The sequence below is a fragment of the Streptomyces sp. NPDC001770 genome, from assembly GCF_053596135.1.
This window is the reverse complement of record NZ_JBSFFN010000013.1, coordinates 80,762-105,065: the sequence shown is the minus strand read 5'-3', so window position 1 is coordinate 105,065 and position 24,304 is coordinate 80,762. Positions and strand designations below refer to the sequence as shown.

General features: G+C 73.6%; 19 protein-coding genes and 1 pseudogene. 11 read left to right on the top strand and 9 right to left on the bottom strand.

All coding sequences use genetic code 11. The features are described 5' to 3' along the window. The first annotated feature begins 19 nt into the window (after positions 1–19). From ACWCSV_RS14370 to ACWCSV_RS14355, 4 genes are read left to right on the top strand one after another with little or no spacing between them, the layout of a single operon-like run. Positions 20–463: a GPW/gp25 family protein gene (locus ACWCSV_RS14370; protein WP_451141954.1), complete on the top strand. Its 444-nt coding sequence runs from the start codon at positions 20–22 to the stop codon at positions 461–463. Continuing rightward, positions 463–2,451 carry a putative baseplate assembly protein gene (locus ACWCSV_RS14365; protein ID WP_451141952.1) on the top strand — a complete coding sequence of 663 codons (1,989 nt, stop codon included), beginning with the start codon at positions 463–465 and terminating at the stop codon, positions 2,449–2,451. Before ACWCSV_RS14370 ends, ACWCSV_RS14365 begins: the two co-directional genes overlap by 1 nt. Continuing rightward, complete coding sequence (locus ACWCSV_RS14360) at positions 2,448–3,014, top strand: phage tail protein (protein WP_451141950.1); 567 nt, start codon at positions 2,448–2,450, stop codon at positions 3,012–3,014. Before ACWCSV_RS14365 ends, ACWCSV_RS14360 begins: the two co-directional genes overlap by 4 nt. After that, positions 3,011–4,561: an NADase-type glycan-binding domain-containing protein gene (locus tag ACWCSV_RS14355; protein WP_451141948.1), complete on the top strand. Its 1,551-nt coding sequence runs from the start codon at positions 3,011–3,013 to the stop codon at positions 4,559–4,561. The genes ACWCSV_RS14360 and ACWCSV_RS14355 overlap by 4 nt, the downstream gene beginning before the upstream one ends. 311 nt (positions 4,562–4,872) lie before the next feature. Here ACWCSV_RS14355 and menC read toward each other — a convergent pair whose 3' ends face one another. Beyond that, on the bottom strand, positions 4,873–5,994 hold the full coding sequence (gene menC, locus ACWCSV_RS14350) for an o-succinylbenzoate synthase (RefSeq protein ID WP_451141946.1): 1,122 nt from the start codon (positions 5,992–5,994) through the stop codon (positions 4,873–4,875). Next, positions 5,991–6,830 (bottom strand): chorismate synthase, encoded by an 840-nt coding sequence (locus ACWCSV_RS14345; protein ID WP_451141944.1) that lies wholly within the window; start codon positions 6,828–6,830, stop codon positions 5,991–5,993. The genes menC and ACWCSV_RS14345 overlap by 4 nt, the downstream gene beginning before the upstream one ends. Before the next feature lie 203 nt (positions 6,831–7,033). Here ACWCSV_RS14345 and ACWCSV_RS14340 point away from each other — a divergent pair, with 203 nt between their 5' ends. Next, positions 7,034–8,584: a PucR family transcriptional regulator gene (locus ACWCSV_RS14340; protein ID WP_451141942.1), complete on the top strand. Its 1,551-nt coding sequence runs from the start codon at positions 7,034–7,036 to the stop codon at positions 8,582–8,584. A gap of 9 nt (positions 8,585–8,593) precedes the next feature. On the opposite strand, the gene dapE is transcribed toward ACWCSV_RS14340, so the two are convergent. From dapE to ACWCSV_RS14325, 3 genes are all read right to left on the bottom strand, one after another. Continuing rightward, complete coding sequence (gene dapE / locus ACWCSV_RS14335) at positions 8,594–9,697, bottom strand: succinyl-diaminopimelate desuccinylase (RefSeq protein ID WP_451141940.1); 1,104 nt, start codon at positions 9,695–9,697, stop codon at positions 8,594–8,596. Then, positions 9,694–11,178, bottom strand: coding sequence for an amino acid permease (locus tag ACWCSV_RS14330; RefSeq protein WP_451141938.1), 1,485 nt, complete (start codon positions 11,176–11,178; stop codon positions 9,694–9,696). Before ACWCSV_RS14330 ends, dapE begins: the two co-directional genes overlap by 4 nt. Positions 11,179–11,730: 552 nt before the next feature. Continuing rightward, complete coding sequence (locus tag ACWCSV_RS14325; RefSeq protein WP_451141936.1) at positions 11,731–12,495, bottom strand: thioesterase II family protein; 765 nt, start codon at positions 12,493–12,495, stop codon at positions 11,731–11,733. A 475-nt stretch (positions 12,496–12,970) separates the two neighbouring features. Between ACWCSV_RS14325 and ACWCSV_RS14320 the strand changes: the two genes are divergently transcribed. From ACWCSV_RS14320 to ACWCSV_RS14310, 3 genes are read left to right on the top strand one after another with little or no spacing between them, the layout of a single operon-like run. Continuing rightward, positions 12,971–13,834 (top strand): VTC domain-containing protein, encoded by an 864-nt coding sequence (locus ACWCSV_RS14320; RefSeq protein ID WP_451141934.1) that lies wholly within the window; start codon positions 12,971–12,973, stop codon positions 13,832–13,834. Further along, positions 13,831–14,508 (top strand): DUF4956 domain-containing protein, encoded by a 678-nt coding sequence (locus ACWCSV_RS14315; protein WP_451141932.1) that lies wholly within the window; start codon positions 13,831–13,833, stop codon positions 14,506–14,508. Before ACWCSV_RS14320 ends, ACWCSV_RS14315 begins: the two co-directional genes overlap by 4 nt. Beyond that, the gene (locus ACWCSV_RS14310; RefSeq protein ID WP_451141930.1) at positions 14,508–16,463 is read left to right on the top strand and encodes a CotH kinase family protein; all 1,956 of its coding nucleotides are present in this window, start codon (positions 14,508–14,510) and stop codon (positions 16,461–16,463) included. The genes ACWCSV_RS14315 and ACWCSV_RS14310 overlap by 1 nt, the downstream gene beginning before the upstream one ends. Positions 16,464–16,540: 77 nt before the next feature. Here the strand turns inward: ACWCSV_RS14310 and ACWCSV_RS14305 are convergent, their stop codons facing one another. After that, positions 16,541–17,542 (bottom strand): Lrp/AsnC family transcriptional regulator, encoded by a 1,002-nt coding sequence (locus tag ACWCSV_RS14305; protein WP_451141928.1) that lies wholly within the window; start codon positions 17,540–17,542, stop codon positions 16,541–16,543. Positions 17,543–17,691: 149 nt separating this feature from the next. On the opposite strand from ACWCSV_RS14305, the gene ACWCSV_RS14300 reads away from it, so the two are divergent. Next, on the top strand, positions 17,692–19,203 hold the full coding sequence (locus ACWCSV_RS14300; protein WP_451141926.1) for an MFS transporter: 1,512 nt from the start codon (positions 17,692–17,694) through the stop codon (positions 19,201–19,203). On the opposite strand, the pseudogene ACWCSV_RS14295 reads toward ACWCSV_RS14300, so the two are convergent. Together ACWCSV_RS14295 and ACWCSV_RS14290 are read right to left on the bottom strand one after the other, a co-directional pair. After that, positions 19,188–19,458 (bottom strand): annotated as a pseudogene (locus ACWCSV_RS14295) (helix-turn-helix domain-containing protein); the annotation flags it as partial. The gene ACWCSV_RS14300 and the pseudogene ACWCSV_RS14295 overlap by 16 nt on opposite strands. Positions 19,459–19,465: 7 nt before the next feature. Further along, a complete protein-coding gene (locus ACWCSV_RS14290) occupies positions 19,466–20,146 on the bottom strand; it encodes a phosphotransferase (protein WP_451141924.1) in 681 nt (226 codons plus the stop codon). A 188-nt stretch (positions 20,147–20,334) separates the two neighbouring features. Here ACWCSV_RS14290 and ACWCSV_RS14285 point away from each other — a divergent pair, with 188 nt between their 5' ends. Together ACWCSV_RS14285 and ACWCSV_RS14280 are read left to right on the top strand one after the other, a co-directional pair. Next, complete coding sequence (locus tag ACWCSV_RS14285; protein ID WP_451141922.1) at positions 20,335–20,847, top strand: SigE family RNA polymerase sigma factor; 513 nt, start codon at positions 20,335–20,337, stop codon at positions 20,845–20,847. 78 nt (positions 20,848–20,925) lie between these two features. Next, positions 20,926–22,332: a hypothetical protein gene (locus ACWCSV_RS14280; protein WP_451141920.1), complete on the top strand. Its 1,407-nt coding sequence runs from the start codon at positions 20,926–20,928 to the stop codon at positions 22,330–22,332. Positions 22,333–22,457: 125 nt separating this feature from the next. On the opposite strand, the gene ACWCSV_RS14275 is transcribed toward ACWCSV_RS14280, so the two are convergent. Next, positions 22,458–24,173, bottom strand: a complete 1,716-nt coding sequence (locus ACWCSV_RS14275) for a bifunctional 3'-5' exonuclease/DNA polymerase (protein ID WP_451141918.1) — start codon at positions 24,171–24,173, stop codon at positions 22,458–22,460. Between the last annotated feature and the right edge of the window lie 131 nt (positions 24,174–24,304).

Genomic DNA, 24,304 nt, shown 5'->3' with positions numbered 1-24,304 from the left:
GAAGGCAGGAGCAGGCCTGATGGCCGAACAGTTCGTCGGGTCCGGCTGGTCCTTCCCCCTGCGCATCGGGCCCACCGGCGGGATCGCCCTGGTCAGCGGGGAGCGGGAGGTCGAGGAGGCGATCCGGCTGGTCCTGTCGACGGCGCCCGGGGAGCGGCCGATGCGGCCGGACTTCGGATGCGCCATCCAGGACCTGGTGTTCGCGCCGGTCAACGAGCAGACCGCGGGCCGGATCCAGCACGAGGTGTACGCCAGCCTCGACCGCTGGGAGCCGCGCATCGAGGTCGACGACGTCGACGTCACCGTGGGCGCCGACCAGTCCGTCCTCTACATCGACGTCCGCTACTCGATCCGCGGCACCAACAACCCCCGCAGCCTCGTCTTCCCGTTCTACGTCATCCCGTCCCACGACGAGCCCGACACCGGCCCCCACCCGGACAACTCTCCCGAAAGCGACCGTTGATGGCCCTCCCCTCCCCGAACCTCGACGACCGCCGCTTCCAGCAGTTCGTCGACGACGCCAAGCGCTACATCCAGCAGCGCGCCCCGGAGTGGACCGACCACAACGTCTCCGACCCGGGCATCACCCTCGTCGAGACGGTCGCGCACATGGCCGACGAGGTCGTCTACCGGCTCAACCGGGTCCCGGAGAAGAACCACTTGGCCTTCCTGGACCTGGTCGGCATCACCCTGTTCCCGCCGTCCGCCGCCCGTACGGACGTGACCTTCTGGCTCTCCGCCCCGCAGGAGGAGCCGGTGACGGTACCGCTCGGCACCGAGGTGGCCACCCCGCGCACCGGCGACGAGGAAGCGGTCGTGTTCGCCACCGAGCGCGAACTCACTGTCTGGAACAGTGCGTTGAGTCATCTCCTGGTGCAGCGGCGGGGCGAGGCGGCCCTGGACCGCACGCACGACCTCGCGGACGACGAGAAGGACGTGCTCTGCTTCTCCGAGTCGCCGTCCCCGGGCGACTGCATGCTGCTGGGCCTGACCAGCGCCGTGCCGCACTGCGCGGTCGCCCTGGAGCTGGACAGCCGGGTCGACGGCGTCGGCGTGGACCCGCGGCAGCCGCCCCTGGTGTGGGAGGCGTGGACCGAGGACGGCTGGCAGCTCTGCGAGGTCGACCGGGACGGCACCGGTGGCCTCAACCGGCCCGGTGAGGTGGTCCTGCACGTCCCCGGCGGACACGTGCTCTCCCGCAACGCCGGCCAGGAGGCCGGCTGGCTGCGGTGCCGGGTCACCGAACCCCACCCCGGCCAGCCCTTCTACACCACCTCGCCCACCGTCCGGTCCGCCGAGGGCTTCACCATCGGCGGCACCGCCCCCGTCGTCCACGCCGAGACCGTCTACGACGAAGCGCTCGGCGAGTCCACCGGGCTGCCCGGCCAGCGGCTGCGGCTCACGCACGGGCCCGTCGTCGGCGACAACCCGCCGGTGCTGCTCCAGACCGCCGAGCACGAGGGCTGGACGGACTGGGAGGTCGTCCCGCACTTCGCGGCCTCCGGCCCGTACGACCGCCACGTCACCGTGGACGCCGCCACCGGCGAGATCGCCTTCGGACCCGCGGTGCGTGAACCCGACGGCACCCTGCGCCGGTACGGGATGGCCGCACCCAAGGGCTCACCCGTCCGCGCCCACCGCTACCGCACCGGCGGCGGCCGGGCCGGCAACGTGGCGCGCGGCGCCGTACAGGTGCTGCGCACCTCCATCCCGTACGTCTCCGAGGTCGTCAACCGCGAGGCCGCACGCGGCGGCGTGGACGGCGAGACGGTCGAGGAGGCGAAGGTCCGCGCCCCGATCACCCTGCGCGCCCAGGAGCGCGCGGTGACCCTGCGCGACTACGAGGAGCTGGCCCGCCGGGCCGCACCCGAGACCGCGCGCATCACCTGCCTGGAGGGCGAGGAGAGCGAGTACGGTGCCTACGCCGTACGCGTGCTGGTGGTCCCGCAGGCCGTACCGGACCCGGGTGGCCGCCTCCGGTTCGAGCAACTGGTACCCGGTGACGCGCTGTTGGAGCGCATCACCCGGCACCTGGACGAACGGCGCCTGATCGGGACCCGGTTGGCGGTCGGCCCGCCGTTCTACCAGGGCGTCACCGTCGTCGCCACCGTGCACGCCTTCCGCGGCGTCGACACCGACCTGGTACGCCGACGGGTCCACGACGCCCTCTACCAGCACCTCGACCCGCTGACCGGCGGCGCGGACGGCAGGGGCTGGCCGTTCGGACGGCCCGTGCAGGCCGGCGAGGCCTTCGCGGTGCTCCAGCGGATTCCCGGCGTCGAGCTGGTGGACGAGGTCGTGCTCTACCCCGCGGACCCGCTGACCGGAAAGCGCGGCGAGGCGACCAACCGCATCGACCTGTCACCGCCGTCGCTGGTGTTCTCGTACGACCACCGAGTCCGCGTCATCGGGGACTCGACGGACAACGACCGCAGCGGGAGCCGCGGATGAGAGGCTCGATCGACGGACTCGGTTCGTCGGCGCCGATCGGCGCGATGCTGCCCGCCGTCTTCGCCGACGACGACCTCGCCCTGCGTTTCGTCGCCGGGCTCGACGAGGTGGTCGCGCCCATCCACACCGCGCTGGACTGCGTCGACTCCTACTTCCGGCCCTCGCTGGCGCCCCTGGACTTCGTCCGGTGGCTCACCGCCTGGGTCGGCGCGGAGACCGACGGCACCGAACCCGAGGCGCTGCTGCGCACCGCCGTGGCGACCGCCGCCTACCTCCACCGCATCCGCGGCACCCGGCGCGGCCTGGCCGAGACGGTCCGGCTCGCCTTCGGCGTCGCACCGGAGATCACCGAGAGCGGGGCGGCCGACTGGACCGCGCGCCCCCTCGGCCCGATCCCCGGTGCCCCGCGCCCGCATCTGCACGTACACCTGAGGCTGCCCGATCCGACCAAGGCGGACCAGTACCGCCTGGAAGGCATCGTGGCCGCCGCCCGGCCCGCCCACATGCCGTACACGGTCCAGGTGACCGCCGGCGATCCGTCCGAAAGGACCTCGGAGAGATGACCACGCAGAACTGCGCAGAATGCGGCACCCGCGCGGAACCGGGCCAGTCGTTCTGCGACGCGTGCGGGGCCGTACTGAGCTGGGCCGACCGCGGGGCCCCGGCCGCCGCCGCGAGCACCGCCCGCGCCCAGGGGACGGCAGTCGAAGTGCCGCCGTACCAAGCGGCGTTCGACGGCCCGGCGCCCGCGTCCGCCGACCGGACGGCCCCGTCACCGGACCGGGCTTCCCGGTCCGACGGCCCGGCGCCCGCCGGAGCCGGCTGGGACGCCTTCGCCCGCCCCGGCGGCGGAGCGGGGCTGCCCCGGCCGTCCCGGCAGCCACTGGACGCCGGGCCCCCCGCCCGCGCCGGCTCCCCGGAGGACGGCGCGCGCGAGGCGGCGCACGACGACCGGCACGCCGCCCCGGCGGAGCGCACCGGGCCCTCCGGACACGGCGCGTACGACGACCGCGACGAGCCCGACACCCGGGAGGTCCCGGGGGTGACGGACGACTGGGCGGCCCACATGGCGGCCAGGCGCGCCGACGGAGGCGCGGCCGGAGCCGCGGACGACTGGCCCGCCGGAGCCGCGGGGGACGACTGGCCCGCCGGAGGGGCCGGCGACCGGGGCACGGGTGCGGACGACCGGGGCACGGGTGCGGACGACCGCGGCATGTCGGACCGCGCCCGCCGCCTCATCGTCCCGGTCGCCGACCCCAGCCCCGTGGTGGCCCCGTCGGTCGCCCCGGTCCTGCCCGGCCGGCCGGCCCCCCAGCGCCCCCAGTCCGTACAGGCCCCGGGTGAGCAGCTCGGCTTCGACGGGGGCACCCCCTGCCCCTGGTGCAGCACCCGGAACCGCCCCGACCGGCACTACTGCACCCGGTGCGCGATGCCCATGGCCGGCGACGAGCACGCGCCGGGCCGCCGACTGCCCTGGTGGCGGCGGTTGTTCGACTCCAGCAACCGGGAGACCCCGTGGGCCGGCGACCGGCCCCGGGTGCGCCGTACCTTCGACCGGGTGCTGAGCTGGGTCGGGGCGGCGATCGTGCTGACCCTGGTGATCGTGGCGGCCGTCCACATCCCCGACGGCATCCGGGCGACCCGCGACCACTTCGCCAAGCGCGCCCCCCTCTCCCCGGACCACGTCTCCGCGTCCCGTTCCTACCCGGGCCACAAGCCGGACTCCTCCTTCGACAAGATCGAGAACACCTGGTGGGGCCCGGGGGTCTCCGAGTCGGGCCAGGGCCAGTGGATCGAGGCGTCCTTCGACTCCCCGACCCGGCTGCTGAACGTGCTGGTCACGCCGGGCGTCTCCAAGCGCGCCGACAAGAACACCGAGCAGGCCCTCCCGCACCGCATCGACGTCACCGTCACCCGGTCCAGCGGCGAGACCACGCGGAGCCGGCTCACCCTGGACGACGGGGCGGGGAGCCAGACCCGCAACTTCCGCTACGACGACGTCACCAAGGTCCGCTTCACCATCGAGTCCGCGTACCACACCTCCTCGAAGAAGCAGGTCGCCGTCGCGGAGATCGAGTTCTTCGGGCCGTCGCACTCCGGCGACAACTGACGGGCGGGACTTGGGCGGTGGCGGCGGATCCGCGTCACCGAGAACCAACGCCGAAGCCCGGACCGGGAGGTCTCCGGTCCGGGCTTCGGCATGCGGCGGCCGGGCCGGACCGCGTGCGGCGGGCCGCGGCCTCCGTGGGCGCGAGCCGTACCGCGCGAGGGGAACCATTCGCCCCCAACGCGTTCGTCGCCCACCGGGTCCGGCGCGGACGCGCCCGGGGATTCCTGCGGCCGGGTCCGGCCCGTGCCTGGCCGTCTGCCTCGGCGTGCGAAGTGGCGTGCGGGGCGCCGGGAGCCGGGGCGGCAGGAGGCTCACCGCCCCGCGGCACCTCCGTACAGATCCCGCCGTGCCGTCGTGAAGCGGCGCAGGGCGTCGGGGAGCGGGGCGATGCCGATGCCGGGGGAGGCGGGGACCGGGAGGTGGCCGTCCTGGAGGACGAACGGCTCGGTGATGTCCTCGGCGAAATAGCGGCTGGAGGCGGAGGTGTCGCCGGGCAGGGTGAAGCCGGGAAGGGCGGCGAGGGCCAGGTTGGGGGCGCGGCCGATGCCGGTCTCCAGCATGCCGCCGCACCAGGCGGGCACGCCGTGCGCGGCGGCGACGTCGTGCAGGCGGCGGGCCTCCAGGTAGCCGCCGACCCGGGCGGGCTTGATGTTGACGACCCGGCAGGCGTCCATGGCGATGGCGGAGGCGGTGTCGCGGGCGTTGTGCAGCGACTCGTCGAGGCAGACGGGGGTGGCGATGCGGCGCTGGAGGAGGGCGTGGGCGTGGAGGTTGTTCTCCTCCAGCGGCTCCTCGACGAGCAGCAGGCCGAACTCGTCCAGACGGCGCAGGTGTTCGGCGTCGGCCAGGGTGTAGGCGGTGTTGGCGTCCACCTGGAGCGGCAGCGCGTCGCCGAAACGTGCCCGGACCGCGCGGACGGGCTCGACGTCCCAGCCGGGTTCGATCTTCAGCTTGATCCGGACGTAACCCTCGGCGAGGTAGCCCGCGACATCGTCCAGCAGCTCGGGGACGGAGTCCTTGATGCCGACGGACACCCCGGCGGGCACCCGGTCGCGGACGGCGCCGAGGTAGGTGGCGAGGGACATCCCGTGGGCCCGCAGCTCGGCGTCGAGCACGGCCGTCTCCAGGGCAGCCTTCGCCAGCTCGTGGCCCTTGACCTTCGCCATGGCGGGGGCGAGGGCGGCCGTCGTCAGCTCCGGCCGGGCGGTGACTCGGGGGAGCAGGAAGTCGCGGATCACCGTCTCCGCGCCGGAGACGTACTCGGAGCAGTACAGCGGCTCGGGGTCGGCGGCGAACTCCGACCAGCCCTCCGCCTCGTCGGTGACGACGTGGAGCAGGAAGGTGTCCTTGGTGGTCATCGTTCCGAAGGAGGTACGGAACGGGGTGACCAGGGGGATGGCGACGTGGACGAGTTCGACGCGGTCCAGCTTCATGCCGGGGTGCCTTCCTGGTTCGGTGAGCCGGTGAGGGTGTACCAGCCGTCTCGGGACATCGAGGTGGCGGTGTACCCGTCGGCGAACGCCCGGGTGAAGACCGCGCGGACGGCGTGGCGCCAGCGCAGCGCGAGCGCGGGGTCGGCGGCGCGCAGCGCCACGATGTCGTCGGGGACCCGGCAGCGGACGGTCTCCCCGGCGCGGACGGCGAGCGGGGCGCCGTCGGGGGCGGTGGCGAGGACGACGGGCGTACCGGCGGCGGGCTCCGCCGTCCCGGAGGGGGTACGGTCCCCGGCGGTCAGGTCCCAGGTGACGGTGAGGCGGTCGCTCTCGTCGCCGTCGTTCAGCCCGTCGGCCATCGGACCGTAGAAGTCCACCAGGTACTCGGTGCCCGCACCGCCCAGCTTCACCAGGTTGAAGCGGGCGTTGCGGCCCACCAGCGGGTCGAACGTCCAGCGCATGGTGCGGGCACCCCGGTCGAGGGCCCAGACCCGCTGCGCCTCCTTCACGGCGAGCCCCACACCGCGGTCGCTGGTGCGGGCGGCGGCCACGAAGGAGTACACGTCCAGCGCAGACGGCTCCCCGAACACGGCGACGGCCGCGCCGCACAGCTCGCCCTGCTCCGTGTACGCGGCGTGCACCGCGCCGCCCGCGTGCACGAGGCTGTGCAGCACCTCGGCCGGGTAGGGCGGAGTGCTGCGCGGGGTCTGCCACACGTCGCTGAAGAAGTCGGCGACGGCCGCGACGCCGGACACGCCGTGGACGGTGCGGGTGGTGACTCCGGCCGCGCGCGCGGTGGCCGCGGCCCGGTCGCGTACTGAGGGTGTCGCTGTCATGTCTCGAGTCTCCGCGCGCCCCTCCCGGAACTGGTTGTCCATAGGGACAAGGGCCACCTAAAGTCGTGTTGCGATCGGCCAAAGGCTTGAACCGCTGCCGAACCGGCGGACCGCTGGACCGGCGAACCGGCGAACCGGCGAACCGGCCGACGGACCGGCGAACCAGCGGACCGCGCATCGCGCCCTGCGAATGGAGAGGCCCCATGGACGCCCCCACCCTCAGCGATCTGCTCGACGTCCTCGGCGGATCCTCCGTCCGGGCCGTCGCCTCCCCCGGCGGACTCGGGGTGCGGGCCGGCGAGATCCTGCTGTACGACGCCGACGCGCCGCTCCCGCCCGCCCCCGGCGCCGTGCTCCTCGCGGTCGGGGTACGCCCCCCGGCGGCGGGCCCCCTGCTGCACGCCGCGGCGGCGGCCGGCATGGCGGCCGTGGTCGTACGGGGTGCCGACGGGCCCGCCGAGGCGGCCGAGGAAGCCGGGATCGCGCTGCTCGCGGTCGACGAGGACGCGGCCTGGCACCGGGTCCACCTGCTGCTCTCCTCGGCCGCCGGCGCACGGTCCGGGGGCACGCCCTCCGCCGCCGGGGACCTGTTCGCCCTGGCCGACGCCATCGCCGCCGCGACCGGCGGGGCCACCGCAGTCGAGGACCCGCGCCAGCGGATCCTCGCCTACTCCACCGTGCCCGGACAGGCCGTGGACGAGGACCGGCGGCAGGGCATCCTCGGCCTCCAGGTCCCCGACAGCCCGGAGAACGCCGAGCAGTACCGGGCCATGTTCGCCGCCCCGGCGCCCCTGCGGCTGCCCGCGCTCGACGACGACAACCTGCCCCGGATCGCCGTCGCCGTGCGGGCGGGCGGCGAGACGCTCGGCTCCGTCTGGGTGGTCGACGACGGCACGCTCGCGCCCGACGCGGAGGAGGCCCTCGCCCAGGGCGCCTCCACGGCGGCCCTGTTGCTGCTGCGGGCCCGCGCCGCCCAGGAGCTCGCCCGCCACCTCGGCGGCGACCTGCTGCGCCGGGTCCTGGACGGCACGGTCGACCCGGGCGGCGCCGCGCACCGCCTCGGCCTCGGCGCCGGCACCGACCCGGTGCGGGTGGCGGCGTTCGTCCCGGCGGGCGCCAGCACCGCGCCGGACGTCGAGCAGACGGCGCTGCGCCTGCTCGACCTCGTACGGCTCCAGTGCGAGGCGCGGTACGGGCGGCACGCCTGCGTCCTCGTCGACGGGGTGGTGTACGCACTGTTCCCGGCGGTCGGCGAGCGCGGCGCGGCCCGCCACCGGCAGCTCGCGCAGGACATCGTGGACCGGGCCGGTCAGGCCCTGCGGATGCCCGTACGCGGCGGACTCGGGGCCCTGGTCGCGGGGCTGGCGCGGGTGGCGGACTCCCGGGCCGACGCCGACCTGGTCCTGCGCTGCGTCGACGACGGGCGCCCGGTCGCGCTGGTGGAGGACGTACAGGCCCGGGTGACCCTGCTGCGCCTCGGCGAACTGATGGCCGGGCGGAGGGAGTTCGAGGGAGGCGCCTGGGCCCGGACGGTGGCGCACGACGCGACGCACGGCACCGAGTACGCCCGCACGGTGCTCGCCTGGCTCGACGCGGGGTGCGACATGGCGGGCGCGGCCGAGCGGCTCGCCGTGCACCCCAACACCTGCCGGTACCGCCTGCGGCAGGCCAGGGAGCACGTGGGCCTGGACCTGGACGACCCCGACGAGCGGCTGGTGCTCTGGCTGAGCGCCCGGCTGTCGGGGGCGGCGTAGGGCCTCTCGTCAGGCCGAGGTCAGCCAGGCGCCCAGCCGCTCCTCGCACCGCGCGAGCTGGTCCACCGGCACGAACTCCCCGGGCGTGTGCGCCAAGGAGGGATCGCCGGGGCCGAAGTTCAGTGCGGGCACGCCCAGTTCGGTGAACCGGGCCACGTCGGTCCAGCCCAGCTTGGGGCGCGGTTCGGCGCCGAGTACGCCGATCAGCGAGGCGACCGCGGGCTGATCGAGGCCCGGCAGCGCCCCCGCCACGGCCTCCGTCACCACGAACGCGTACTCCTCCGGCGGGAACCGGGCCGCCGGGAAGAGCGACCGCACGTACTCCTCCGCCTCCTTCGGCGAACGGCTGGGCGCGAAGCGGGCGTTGAGGGAAATGACACAGCTGTCGGGGACGACGTTCCCGGCCACCCCGGCGCGGACCGCGACGGCGTTCAGTCCTTCCCGGTACTCCAGCCCGTCGATGAGGACCCGCTCCGGCGTGTGCTCGGCCAGGCGCTGGAGCACCGGCGCGGCGCGGTGCGCGGCGTTGACGCCCATCCAGGCGCGCGCGGTGTGGGCGCGGGCACCCCGCACGGTGATGTCGGCGCTCAGCACACCCTGGCAGCCGGCCTCGACGCCCGCGTCGGACGGTTCCATCAGGATCGCGAGGCCGGCGTCGAGCAGCAGCTCCGGGCGTTCGGCGGCGATGCGGTGCAGACCGTTGCGGTCGCCCTCGACCTCCTCGCACTCGTAGAAGACGTACGTGAGGTCGCGGGCCGGTGCGGTGAGCGCCGCCGCCAGCCGCAGGGCGACCGCGACGCCGCCCTTCATGTCGCAGGCGCCGAGTCCGTACAGCCGCTCGCCGTCGAGCCGGGCGGGCAGGTTGTCCGCGGCGGGCACGGTGTCGAGGTGGCCGGCGAGGATCACCCGCTCGGGGCGGCCGAGCGTCGTGCGGGCGACGACGGAGTGGCCGATCCGCTCCACGCTCAGGTGGGGCAGGGTGCGCAGGGCGGCTTCGACGGCGTCCGCGAGGGGGCCCTCCTCGCCGCTCTCGGAGGGGAGGTCGACGAGGGAGCGGGTCAGCGCGACGACGCCGGCGGTGAGGTCGAGGGGGGCGGGGGGCCCGGCGGTCACGACTGGTGCTCCTTCGCGTGCTCCTCGGAGAGCGCCCGGTCCTGGGCCTTCGTACCGTTCAGCGCGGAGTGCTTCATCCCGTACAGCGCGTACACCGCCAGTCCGACCACCATCCACGCGGCGAAGGTGATCCAGGTGTCCGTGCCGAGGCTGAAGAGCATGTACACGCAGCAGATCACGCCGAGCACCGGCACCACCGGCGAGAACGGCACCCGGAAGCTGCGGGGCGCGTCCGGGTTGCGGCGGCGCAGCAGGATGACGGCGATGTTGACCAGGCCGAACGCGAACAGGGTGCCGATGCTGGTGGCGTCGGCGAGGCTGCCCAGCGGGACGAGCGCGGCCAGTACGGCGATGAACGAGGAGACGATCACCGTGTTGGCGCGCGGCACCCCGCTCTTCGCGTGCACCCGGGAGAACACCGGCGGCATCAGTCCGTCGCGGGACATGGAGAACAGGATGCGGATCTGCCCGTACTGCACGGTGAGCACCACGCTGGTGGTCGCCACGACCGCGCCGATCGACAGCAGGATCGGCCAGAGACTGCCGCCGCCGACGGCCCGCACGAGTACCTCGCTGAGCGTGGCCTCGGTGCCCTCGAAGAGGCCCCACGGCATCGCGCCGAGCGCGGCCACCGCGACCACCACGTAGAGGAAGGTGACCAGGGCCAGCGAGAGGATGATCGCGCGCGGCAGGTCGCGCTGCGGGTTCTTCGCCTCCTCACCGGCGGTCGAGGCGGCGTCGAAGCCGATGTACGAGAAGAAGAGCGAGGCGGCGCCCGCGCTCATCCCGGCGGCACCGAGCGGGAAGAGCGGAGTGAAGTTGCCCGCCCGGAACGCCGTGAACGCGACGGCGCAGAACATCACCAGGGCGGCCACCTTCACGCCCACCATGACGACGTTGGCGACCGCGCTCTCCTTGGCGCCGCGCAGCAGCACCACCATGGAGAGGACGACGATGACGGCGGCCGGCACGTTGACGACCCCGCCCGCGCCGGGCGGAGCGGCGAGCGAGTCGGGGAGGGTGACGCCGAAGACCAGGTCGAGCAGTTCGTTGACGTACTGCCCCCAGCCCACGGCGACCGCCGCGACCGACACCCCGTACTCCAGGATGAGACACCAGCCGCACACCCAGGCGACGAGCTCCCCGAGGGTGGCGTACGCGTAGCTGTACGAGGACCCCGAGCGCGGGATCATGCCCGCGAGCTCGGCGTACGACAGGGCCGAGAAGAGCGCGGTGACGCCGGCCAGGACGAAGGAGACGATGATCGCGGGGCCCGCCTCGGGCACCGCCTCGCCGAGGACGACGAAGATGCCGGTGCCGAGGGTGGCGCCGACGGAGAGCAGGGTCAGCTGCCACATGCCCATCGTGCGCCGCAGCTCACTGCCGGACGGCACTTCGGCGGACACGTCCTGCCGCCTGGTCAGCCTGTGCTTCAGGCCGCCACCGGGACCGTTGCCCGGCATCGTCCGGACCGTCTCCATGGCACCGCTCCTCTCGCTCCGCGCTGTAGGTGGTGTCCGGCGGGTCAAGGCCGTACGCCACTGGTCGTCGACCTGATCATGCTGAGTGCCGACCGTGCGGGGGTGAGAATATCCGCCAGAAAGTATCGAGGGGCTTTGGCCTTTCGGCCAAAGAGGCCTCGGGTGGATGATCGACGGGAGCTACGGCCCACTCTCGCGGAACGGTTGCATCCGCTGTGGCGCTGGTGGGCCGGCGGGTCCGTGGGACCGGAGGCATCCTCGCAGGTCACCGCCAACTCGGCGGCGGTGACCTGCTGCTGGGCGGGCCGGGCGGCGCCGGGTGCCCGGCCCCGCCGAGCCGCCCGGGGGCCGCTCGGGGCGGGCCGGGGAGCCCGGCCGGGCGGTACCCGGTGAGCCGGGGCCGCCTGCCCGATCCGCGGCCGGGCGTGACGTACCCCACGGTCCGGGGGCGGCCATGCGCCCCGGGGTTCCGCCGTGCGTCCTGGGGTTCCGCCGTGCGTTCCGGGGTTCCCCTATGCGTCATGGGGCTCCGTCATGCGTTCCGGGGATCCGCTATGCGTCGATGCGCGCCAGGGCGTCGGTGATCGTCGTGAGTACGGCGCGGGACTCGGGCTCCAGGAAGAAGTGGCCGCCCGGGAAGGTGTGCACGGTGCAGGTGCCGCTGGTGTGGTGGCGCCAGGCGTCGGCCTCCTCGGCGGTGGTGAGGGAATCCTCGGAGCCGGTCAGCACGGTGAGGGGGGAGCGCAGGACGGTGCCCGGCGGGCAGCTGTAGTTCTCGAGGGCGCGGTAGTCGCCCCGGACGGCGGGCAGCACCAGGTCGACGATCTCGGGGTCCACCAGCAGCTGGGTGTGCGTCCCGCCGAGCCTCTTGATCCGCGCGAGGAGACCCGCGTCGTCCAGCGAGCCCACCGGTTCCGTCTCGGCACGGCGGGTGTCCGGGGCGCGGCGGCCGGAGACGAAGAGCATCAACGGTGCCTCGGCCCCCTCCAGTTCGCGCCGCCGGGCGACCTCGAACGCCAGCGAGGCACCCATGCTGTGGCCGAAGAAAGCCAAAGGGCCCGGCAGCGCGAGGAGTTGCCGGTGTACGGCCTCGGCGAGCTCGCCGAGGTCCTCGACGCACGGCTCCGAGAGGCGGTCCTGCCGCCCGGGGTACTGGACGGCCACCACCCCGACCTCGGGTGCGAGGGCCGCCGAGTACGGGTGGAACCAGCCGGCGGAGCCGCCGGCGTGCGGGAAGCACACCAGGGTCACGGCGTCCGCCCCGGCGGCGTGGTAGCGGCGGAGCCAGGGGGTGTTCCCCGCGTGCGGTGCGGTCATCTTGCTGCCTCTTCCCGTCCGTTCCCTTGCCGGGACACGTTTCCCCGCATTCTTTCGCGGCGCGTCCCGTGCTGGATCCCGTACGTGATCAATGCCCATCGGTTCGCGGGGGAACCCGTACCGGAATACGGAGCGCCGCACCGGCCGGGAGTCAACTCGTGTTCACCTTGTGTTCATTCCGTGTACTCAGGTCATTCAGATAAGGATTTCATAAGTTCCTCATCTTTTGCCGATTCCTTACCTGGAGGAAGAGAAGCGAACGGCATGAAGGGGAGCCATGACTGGCTGGCTGGGGCGACTGCGTCCAGAGGCTCGTGGCACGAAGGCCGTCGAGCGGGGAAGGGCCGGTACGCCGGCCGGAGCGGCCGGCGCGGCGAGCGCCTCCTCCGTGACCGGGCCGGGGCCGGGGCCGGGGCCGGGGCCGGGGTCAGGGCATGGGGCCGGGCAGGGGCTCGCCGGCGAGGAGGCGCTGCGGGTGGCCAGCCGGCTGCACGCCTTCAACCGGTACGAGCTCAAGTACCTGGTCCCCGTCGAGCAGGCGGCCGACATACGGGACGAGCTGGGTGAGCGCATGGACCGCGACCCGCACAGTCCGGTCGGCGGTTACGGCGTCTGGAGTCTCTACTACGACACCCCTCAACTCCGTTTCTACTGGGAGAAGATCGAGGGCCTGAAGTTCCGCCGCAAGCTCCGCATCCGGCACTACGGCGACCTGGACGGGATCACCGACGCCTCGCCGGTCTGCGTGGAGATCAAGCAGCGGGTCAACCGGGTCACCCAGAAGCGCCGCATCACCCTCCCGTACGAGACGGCCCGGCGGATGTGCGACGACCGGCAGGTGATCGAGCACTCGCCGAAGGAGGCCGCCTTCGTCGAGGAGGTCCTCGAACTCGCCGTACGCCTCAACCTCCAGCCCACCGCCATCACCGGCTACCAGCGCGAGGCCCTGGTCGGCCGCGACCAGGACACCGGTCTGCGCGTCACCTTCGACCGGCGCATCCGGGGCCGCGACCGGGACTTCCACTTCGGTACCGCCGACGCGGAGAACCGCTTCACGATCCCGCCGCACATGTCGGTCATGGAGATCAAGGTCAACGAGCGCACCCCGCACTGGGTCACCGATCTCGCCGCCCGCCGCAATCTCAGCCTGATCCGCGTGTCCAAGTACGTCCAGTCCATCGAGGCGTTCGGGCTCGCACCCCGCTCGGTGTTCCACGTACGGGAGGAAGACCTCCCGCCGGCTCCGGCCCACCACATCACCGGCGACGGAACCCCGTTCGCCGCTTCCCCCACCCGACTCCCCGCTCCGGGGCGCCCGACGGAGGCTGTCCGACCGTGAATCTCGACCTGCAGGACCTGAGCGGCACATTCAGTGTCATGGACATCGTCCTGGCGATGACCCTGTCCTTCGTGCTCTCCACCGTGATCGGCTACGTCTACCGGGCCACGCACAAGAACGTCTCGTACAGCCAGTCGTACGTCCAGACCCTGGTCGTCGTCGGCATGGTCGTCGCCCTGATCATGCTGGTCGTGGGCTCCAACCTGGCCCGCGCCTTCTCCCTCGTCGGCGCGCTCTCCGTGGTCCGCTTCCGCAACGCGGTCAAGGAGACCCGGGACGTCGGCTTCATCTTCCTGGTGATGGCGATCGGCATGGCGTGCGGCGCCCGCTTCTACACCCTGGCCGCGGTCGGCGGCGTCGTCATCGCGCTGATCATCTTCCTGATGAGCCGGTTCGACCTGTTCGCCCTCAACGTGCAGCGCCAGGTCGTCAAGGTCCAGCTCCCCGCCGGAGAGGACCACACCCAGAGCATCCAGGACGTACTGCTGCGCCTGACCGACGAGTTCGAGCTGGTGAGCACCGAGTCCATCCGGGGCGGCACGCTGACCGAGGTGTTCTACACCGTGCGCATCAAGAAGGGCCATGAGCCGGGTGAGCTGGTCGCCGCGCTCCAGGAGCGCACGAGGGGCCAGCGCGTCACCGTGCTCACCGGTTACGACCAGACGGACCTGTGATGGCGGAGGTGGAGGGGGACGCCCGCGAGGAACGGCACGCCCCGCCCCGCAAGCGGCTGGCGCACCGCATACCGCTGCCGGTGCGCCACCACTGGAAGCCGGTCGGCGCGCTCTGTGCGGGACTCGCCGTGCTCCTGGTCTTCTTCTCCGACGCCCGGGTCACCCCGTTCGTCACCAGCGCCTCCGCCGAGGACGCCGACACCATCACCGAGAACCTGCCGGGCACGGTCGGCCTGTACGACACGACGGCCGCGCACACCTTCCGGATCGAGTACGACCAGACCGACTTCGACACGATGATGAAGCGGTACGAGAAGGACGGCGCCAAGGACTACATCGAGGCCGACCTCACCATCGACGGTACCTACCTCAACGACGTCGGCATCCGCCTCAAGGGGAACTCGACGCTCCAGAGCCTCCGCGGCTCCGGCGCGGGACCCGGCGGCGGGGCCGGAGGGTTCGGCGGACCGGGCGGTCAGCAGGGCCAGGGCCAAGGTCAGCAGGCTCCTCAGCAGGGCCAGGGGCAGGGCCAGGGCCAAGGTCAGCAGGCTCCTCAGCAGGGCCAGGGGCAGGGCCAGGGCCAAGGTCAGCAGGCGCCTCAGCAAGGCCAGGGCCAGGAGCAGCAGGCTCCTCAGCAGGGGCAGACCCAAGGCCAGACCCAAGGCCAGACCCAAGGCCAGGCCCAGGGCGGTCAGCAGGCCGCCGGGGGAGGGATGCGGGCGGGCGGTGGCGGGATGGCGCAGTACGACCTCTCCGCCGACAGGCCCGAGGAACTCCCATGGCTCGTGAAGATCGACGAGTACGTGGACGGGCGTGCGTACCAGGGGCACCGGGAGATCTCCCTGCGCCCAGGTGTGGACGATCAACTGCCCCTCAACGAAGCCCTGTCGCTCTCCCTCATGGCCAGGTCGGAGCAGCCCGCGGAGGAGTTCGGCTTCGTGGCCCTCACCGTCAACAACCGCCCCGCGGCGACCCGGTTGATGGTGGAGAACCCGAGCAAGGACTACGTGGAGCAGCGGGTCCTCGGCGACGGGGTCGCGTACAAGGCCCGTGCGGGCGGCAGTTTCGACTACGTCGGTGACGACCCGACCGACTACGAGAAGTCCTTCAACCAGCTCAACAAGAAGGGCAGCCAGGACCTCGCCCCGGTGATGCGGCTGCTGAAGTGGGTGGACCAGGCGTCGGACAAGGAGTTCGCCGCGGACCTCCACACGTACGTGGACGTCGACTCCTTCGCCCAGTACGTGGCGACGCAGAACCTGATCCTGAACTTCGACGACATGGCGGGGCCGGGGAACAACTACGTGCTCTGGTACGACCTGGGTACGAAGAAGTTCTCCGTACTGGGCTGGGATTTCAACCTGACCTTCAGCGGCGACGCGACCAGCGGGCCCGACGACAGCACCAGCATGGGCGGCTTCGGCGGTGGCGGAGGCGGCGCGGGCGCGATGCCCGGCGCCGCGGCCGAAGGCGACCGGGACGCGGCCGGAGGCGGCCGGAACGCGGCCGGTGGCCAGGGCGCCCCCGACGGAGCGCAGCTTCCGGCCGACGGGGGGTTCCCCGGTGGCGGACAGGGCGGCCCCCCTGTCGCCCAGGGCACCGCGGGTCAGGGCGACGGCGCCCAGGACACCGCAGGCCAGGGCAACGGCGGCCAGGCAGCCGGTGTCCCCGGCGGACGGGTGGGCGGCGGGGGCGGCAGGGGCGGGAACGCCCTGAAGGAGCGGTTCCTCGCGGCCGACGCCTTCGACTCCGTCTACCACGCTGCGTACAAGAAGCTGTACGAGCAGTACTACGGCTCCGGGTACGGCGCCGGAACCCTCGACACCCTGGTAGCCGCCGCGAAGAAGTCGGGCGCGGATGCCTCCGGTGTCGAGAAGACCGCGAAGTCCCTGCGCACCACGTTCAGTTCGCGGACGGAGAGTCTCGCGAAGAACAAGGTGATCACCGGCGGCTGAGCCGGGCCGCCCCGATGCCGGAAGCCCGTATCCCCCCAGGGGTACGGGCTTCCGGCGCGCGGGTGCCCGTACACCGCTCAACCCCAGCCGCTGCGCAGGGTCGCCGCCGCCTTGTACGTACGCAGCACCGGGGCGGTCTCGATCCGGTCGATGGTGCTCCAGGCCACCTTCCGGGTCAGATAGCGGTGCAGCTCCTCGGTGTCCCGGCAGAGCGCCTGGGCGACCAGGTTGGTCGGACCGGTGGTGGCAACCACCATCGCCAACTCCTCGTGCTCCGCGAGTGCGTGGGCGACCTCGTCCAGGTGCGCGGGAGCCACCTGCATCCAGAGCAGCGCCGAGACGGTCGCCCCCAGCAGCGCCGGGTCCACGTCCACGTCGAAGAAGAGCGCGCCGCGCGCCCGTAGTTCGGCGAGTCTGCGGGTCACCGTGGACGCGGTCGAGCCGGTGGCGGCGGCGAGGTCGGCGTAGCCGGCCCGGGCGTCGTCGCGCAACGCCTCCAGGAGCAGCCGGTCGGCGTCGGTCAACAGGTAGGCGGACGCGGCCGGCCCGGGGGCCGTACCGGCGCCCGAGACACTTTCGGCGCGCAGCCGCGTCTGCTGTTCCGCGTCGAGCGCGTCGACCCTGCCCCGCCAGGCGGCCGGGCCGCCGAGGTAGGTGTGCAGCAGGTAGTGCGCGGAGACCGCGGTGATTCCGGCGGTGCGCGGGATGTCCCGGAGCAGCAGCGCGTGGGCGTCCGGGCCCGCCGGGGCGGTGCGGATGACGGCCACGATCTCGGTGCCGCCGGAGGTGAGCCGTACCCAGGAGGTGTCGGGGCGGCGGGCGAGCGCGAGGGCGATGTCGTGCGCGGTACGGGTCGCGGCGGTGAGACGCACGAACCACTGGTCGGCTCCCGAGCTGCGCGGGGTGGGGAGCGCGACCACCCGCAGACCCGCCTGCGCGTACAGCCGCCGGTAGCGGCGGACCACGGTCTGCGTGGAACAGCCGATGACCTCGGCGACGAGCGTGAACGGCGCCCGCCCGTTCACGTGCAGGGCGTGGACCAGGCAGCGGTCCAGGTCGTCCAGTACGAGCACATTCATCAAAGTAGCCGAGCCGGATGGAAGTAATCGCCTTTTTCGGCTTCGGAATTGGAGTTCGGCGAGGGCGCCGCGGAACCCTGGTCCTCCGCCACGGCCCGCCGGGCACCGGCCGCCGTCACCGCCGTCACCCGTTCCGCAGGGGGAGCGCCATGTCCCGTACGTCGTGCCGCAGCACACCCACCGGTCCCGGCCCGGACCCGGTGCCGGACACACCCTTCCCGCGGCGCTGGTCCGCCCTGGTCGCGGTGCTGGTCGCCGAGGCCATGAACCTGCTGGACGCGACGATCGTCCAGGTCGCGGCTCCGGTGGTGCACGCCCGTCTCGGCGGTGCGGAGGCCACCATCCCGTGGTTCAGCGCCGCGTACACCCTCGCGTTCGCGCTGGCGCTGCTGACCGGTGCCCGGTTGGGCGACCGGGCCGGGCGGCGCCGCGTCTTCCGTATCGGCGTGGTGGCTTTCGCGGTCACCTCGGCGGCCTGCGCGTGCGCCCCGGGCCCGGAGGCGCTGATCGGACTGCGCGCGCTCCAGGGGGTCGCCGCCGCACTGATCGTCCCGCAGACCTTCGGGCTGATACGGGCGATGTTCGACGGTGAGGAACTGCCCAGGGCGCTCGGCGCGATCGGCCCGGTCATGGGCCTGTCCGCCGTGCTCGGTCCGGTGCTCGGCGGCGTACTGACCCATGCCGACGTACTCGGCTCGTCCTGGCGCGCGGTCTTTCTCGTCAACCTCCCGCTCGCCGCCGTCGTGCTGTTGCTCGCGCCGCGTCTGCGCGAGGACCGCGCCCCGGTCCGCCCGCGCCTGGACCCGGCCGGGACCTTGCTGGCGGCGGCGGGCATCGCCCTGGTGGTGTGCCCGCTGACCGGCGGTACGGGCACCCCGGGGCCCGCCGCCTGGGTGAGCGCGGGGACGGGAGTCCTCGTCCTCGCGGGGTTCGTCGTCCAGCAGCGCCGTACCGCCCGCCGGGGCCGGGCTCCGCTGGTCGAACCGGCTCTGCTGCGGGGCCGCGCGTTCCCGGCGGCGCTCGGCACGTCGACGCTGTTCTTCGCCGTGATGAACGCTGTCATGATCGTGGTGGTGCTCCACCTGGAACTGGGCCTGGGCCGCGGGCCGCTCGCCGCCGGGCTGACGCTGCTGCCCTGGTCGGTGGGGCTGGCCGCCGGCTCCTGGGTGGCGGGCGCCCGGCTCGTCCCCCGGTACGGGAGCGCGCGCGTGCTGCACGCCGGCACCGCGGTCCTCGCGGCCGGTCTCCTGGCGGCCTTCCTCGCGTACGGGGCGAGCGGCCCCGGCGCGTACCCGGTGTTCCTGCCGGCCGCGCTCGTCGTCGCCGGCGTGGGCACCGGACTGTTCACGACCCCCTTCTTCACCGTGGCGCTCAGTGGTGTCGGGCCGCAGGAGACCGGTACGGCCGCCGGACTCCTCAACGCCGTCCAGCAGCTCGGTGGCACCCTCGGTGTCGCGGTCGTCGGCGGTGTCTACCTCGCCCGTACGGCCGGCAGCGGTGCGGCGGAGGCGCTCGCCGGTACGGATGCTCCGCGCGACGCCGTGCGGGCCGCCCTGCTCGTCGCCGGGGCGATCCTGGCGGCGACGGCCCTCGCGGCCGCCGCGATGACCACCGGCCGGGGCGCGGCCGTCGCCTCCGCGCCCGGTCAGCCGCGCAAGTAGGCCAGTACGGCCAGCACCCGGCGGTTCGTCTCCTCGGAGAGGGTGAGGTCGAGCTTGGTCAGGATCGAGCCGAAGTGCTTGCTGACCGTGCCCTCGTTGACGGTGAGGGCGTCGGCGATCGACGCGTTGGACCTGCCCTCCGCCATCAGCGCGAGGACCTCCTGTTCGCGCGGGGTGAGGCGGGCGAGCGGGTCGCGGCGGCGGCGGATGAGCTGGCGGACCACCTCGGGGTCGAACCACCGTGCCCCCCGCCGCCGTCCCGTCACCTCCCGTGCCCGGCCACCAGCGCCGCCGCCTCGCCCAGTACGGCCTGTTCGGCGGCGGAGAGGTACGGGTCCGACGAGCGGCGGGCGACGGCCCCGGCGAGGTCCGCCCCGGCGATCCCCCCGTCTGCGGCCATGGCGTCGAGCAGCGCGGTGAGCAGGAGGCGCACCCCCTCCGCCGCCGGGAAACCGGGGGTGAGGGAGACCTGCGCCAGGATCAGGGCCGACATGGCGCGGTCCGTCCCGGGCGAGCCCTCGGTGGTGTTGCTCCAGTCGATCACCACCGGCCCGTGCCCGGTCAGCATCACGTTCTCGGGGTGCAGGTCGAGATGGAGGATGCGGACCTCCGGATCGGGGGAGAGGCGTGGCGGCAGCGCGTGCAGCTCCCGCAGCAGCCCGGCGATCATCTCGCCGCCCTGCCGGGCGTCCAGGGAACCGGCCGTGAGCGCCTCGGCCATGGTGGGGCCGGTCAGCCGCTGCATCACGAGATCGCCGGGGCCCGCCCCCTCGGCCGGCGGCCCGATGCGCGGTACCGGGAAGCCGAACGCGGAGAGGTAGGACATCACCGCCAGTTCGGGGGTGGTGTCGGCGTCGTCGCGGTAGCGGCGCAGGACCCAGGAGTCGTCGAGTGCGTACACGTCGGCGCTGCGTCCCGAACCCAGTAGCTGACCAGTGTCCATGGCGCCGAACCTACCCGCGCGCACCGGGGTTGGGGAGCGGCGGGGGGAACCGGGATCGGCCCGTTCGTTCCGGGGGCGGACAACCGCCGGAAAATTGACTGATGTTCGCGTGAAACATTCTTCCGGCCCCATCGCGTCGAAGGAGTGGGGGCGCACGGCTGGACCGGCCGTGGGAGACGGGGGAACGCATGAGGAAGTCACGGGTCGAGGACTTCAGGGAGTTCGCGGCGAGCTGCGCGGGCCAACTGTACCGATCGGCCGTCCTGTTGACCGGCGGTGATGTGCACCTCGCAGAGGATCTCGTCCAGGAGGCCCTCGGCCGGATGTACATGCTGTGGGGCCGCGTCCACCGGATCGACAACCCGGCGGCGTACGCCCAGACGGTGCTCGTCCGCGCCTTCCTCACGCACCGCAGACGCCGCTCCGCCGGCGAACGCCCGCTCGCGGAGCTGCCCGACGCCGCCCCCGCTCCCGCCGGGGCGGATCCCGCACTGCGCGTGACGCTGCTCGACGCCCTCGACCGGCTCGCCCCGAAGGACCGTGCGGTGGTGGTGCTGCGGTACTGGGAGGACCGCAGCGTCGAACAGACCGCCGAGGCCCTCCGGACGAGCCCGGCAGCCGTACGGACCCGGTGCGTACGGGCGCTGTCCCGGCTGCGCACCCTGCTCGGCGGCACCCTCGCCGAGTTCGCCACGCACTGAGCCGGCCGGCCCCGCCGTCCCGCCGACAGCCCGACCCGACCCACGCTGCCTCCACCGAACGAGAACGGTGACTCTGCCATGCCCTTTGAAGACGACCTGAGCGGAGAACTCCGCCGCGCCGGCGACTCCTTCGTGATCCCCGACCGGACCGCGCTGCTCGACGGTGCGGTCGAGATCGGCCGGCGAGGTGTGCGGCGGCGCCGGGCCGCCGCCGTCACCGGGGGCGCGCTCGCCCTCGCGCTCGTCGCCCTCGGCGGCGGTCTGGCGACCGGGCTGGTCGGGGGCTCCGGATCCGGGACCGCACTGGCCTCCGGTGCCAACGCGGTGACCCCGGGCGCAGGGGGCGGGAACTCCGGCAGGAAGACCGGGACCGGCATCTCCGGCGAGGAGATGGTGAGGACGCTGACCGCGCTGCTGCCCGGAGGGAAGGTCTCCCAGGGGTCCGGTGTCGGCACCGAAGCGGGCTGGGCGCCGATGAAGGCCGACGTCGCGAATGCCCTTGGCGGCAGGACCGAGGTCACCGTCACCGGGGCGAGGGCCTCCGTCGTGTACGACGACGGGGACGGTCCCGCAACCGTCACCGCCTCCCTCTACCCGACGAAGTGGCTGGTGCCGGGCACCGGCGGGAACACCACGGACCACCTCTGCCTGTCGGGGTCGGACGGTGCGGGAGACGCGCCCGAGGGCGTGGCCTGGGCCTTCGACGAGATCGACGCGCCTCCGGCCGACAGCCCGGACGGGACGACGGGAACGCGGTCGGACGACGGCTGCCCGGCCACCGCGAGCTCGTCCGAGCCGAAGGGCAACGGCCTCGTCGGCAACCGTTTCCGTACGACGAAGGGCGAGGTGACCCTCGATGTCCGCGTCTACAGCGGGGTGCTCGGCAGCGGTGCCGCACCCGCCCGCTCCGCGCCGCCGGTCGACGGAGCGGCGCTGACCGCCCTGGCCCGGTCCGACCGGTGGGAGACCCTGATCCCGCGCCTGCGGGCCGAGGCGGACGCGTCCCCCGCCCCCTCGCCCACCCCCTCGTCCGCCCCGAGCCGCACCCCCGAGCTCGACTACTCCGCGCTGATGCCCACGCTCCTGAAGCTGCTCCCGCACGACGTCACGGTGGTCCGGAAACAGCACGACGAGGGCAGCGAGTACGCCGAGCTGGTCGTGGACGACGGCAAGGGCCAGTCCCTCGTCGGGATCAACGTCCAGCGCGACATGCGGGACGTGGCGGGCGACCTGTACGGCAGCGCCGAGACACTGCCCGGCGGGGCGCTGCTCGCGGTCCGGAAGGCGCCGGGCGAGAAGGGCGGGCAGGGCATCGTCCAGTGGACGGCCGACCTCATGTACCCCGACGGCATGCGGGTCGTGGTCATGGCCTTCAACGCGGACCGGCAGGACGGGACGGCCACCCGGACCGATCCCGCGCTCTCCATCGAGGAGCTCAAAGCACTGGTCACCTCCCCGAAGTGGCGCAAACTCCAGATGAAGTAGCGGTCTCCGTACGGCAAGAGCGCCCGCGCCCCGCGAACAGCGGGCGCGGGAGCGCCACTTCGCGTCACCGCCGGACCCGATCCTGACTGCACGTCGCTTCACTTCGCGCTGCGGACCCTGGCCCCTCACTTCGCGTCCGAGTACCGCTCCACCACCGCCGTGGTGAAAGGGAACCGCACCGGGGTCACCCCGAAGGCGATCCGCCCCGCCAGCTCACCGGCCTCGCGGATCGCCCGCACCACGCGCTCGGCCTCCTCGGCAGGGCAGTGCACGATCACCTCGTCGTGCTGGAAGAACACCAGTTCCGCCCGGAGTGCCTCCCCGGCGAGCGTGCGGCGCAGCCCGGCGAGGAGCAGCAGCGCCCAGTCGGCGGCGCTGCCCTGCACCACGAAGTTACGGGTGAACCGGCCGCGGGCCCGCGCGTCGGAGGAGGCGTACCCGGGGGTGAAGCCGTACCCCCGCCGGCCGTCCCCGGAGCCGTCCTCCTCGTCCGCGCCGCCCTCCTGCGGCAGCCCCGCCTCGCCGTCGTCCCCGGCACCGGCGGCGGGCGGGCTGGTCCGCCCGAGCCAGGTCCGTACGAGGCGGCCCTCCTCGCCCGCCTTCGCCGCGTCGTCGACGTACCCGACGGCCAGCGGGAAGCGGCGGCGCAGCGCGGCGAGGTTCTTCAGGCCGTCTCCGGAGGTCTGGCCGTAGACCGCGCCGAGCAGGGCGACCTTCGCCTGGTCGCGGTCGCCCCGGAAGGCGCGGTCGGAGAGCGCGGCGTAGAGGTCGCCCTCGTGTCCCGCGACCTCCATCAGCCCGGGGTCGCGGGAGATCGCGGCGAGCACCCTCGGTTCCATCTGGTCGGCGTCGGCGACGACGAGTCGCCAGCCCTCGTCCGCGACGACGGCCCGCCGGATCACCTTCGGGATCTGGAGCGCCCCGCCGCCGTTGGTCGTCCACCGCCCGCTCACCGAGCCGCCGGGCGTGTACTCGGGGCGGAAGCGGCCCCCGCGCACCCAGTCCTGGAGCCAGCCCCAGCCGTGCGCGGTCCAGATGCGGTAGAGCTTCTTGTACGCGATCAGGGGCTCCACCGCCGGGTGGTCGATCTCCTCCAGCTGCCAGCGCCGCGTCGAGGTCACCTTGATCCCGGCCCCGGCGAACGCCTTGATCACATCGGCCGGCAGATCGGGCCGCACCCGCCGCCCGAACGCCGCCGACACCTGGTCCGCCAGCTCGGCGAGCCTGCGGGGCTCGCCGCCGCCCGCGTACCGCTCGCCGAGCAGCTCGTTCAGCAGCGCCCGGTGCACATCGGCACGCCAGGGCATCCCGGCCCGGTTCATCTCGGCGGCCACCAGCATCCCGGCCGACTCCGTGCCGGTGAGCAGCACCATCCGGTCCGGGTGCTCGGCCGCCGCGTGACGGCGCAACTGGTCCGCGTAGACGTCGAGCAGCCCCTCGAACGGCACCTCCGCCCCCGCCGACGGCTCGAAGAGCGGGGACTGCGCCCCGGGGTCGGCGCTGCGGGGCGGCGGGTCGGCGGGCACGGGGGCGTTACGGAGGCGGGCCAGGGCCGCCGCGGCGGAACGGGGTTCGCCGAGCCGCCCCTCGTGGCCGAGGAGGAGCAGCTCCGCGCACTCGATGTCGTAGCACCGCTCGACGCGGACCCCGGCGGCGAGCAGCCGGGGGTAGACCGCGGCGGTGGACCGCCACACCCAGCGCACCACCTCGGGGCGCGCCCGGACCGCTTCGGCGAGGTCGGGTTCCTGGCGCACCGGACCGGCCGGGCGCCCGTCCCGGCCCAGCGGAACGAGCAGCGCGCCGCCGCCCTCCGACTCGGCCAGGGCCCACCGTTCCGTCATGGCCCCGAGTCTGGCACCGGGCACTGACATCCCCGGGGAACGGCCCCGGAACGGCCCGGGCGGCGCCTCCCGGGAGGCAGTCCCGGGGTCCGGCCGCGAGGATCGGCACGGGGGCGACGACGAGCGGACCG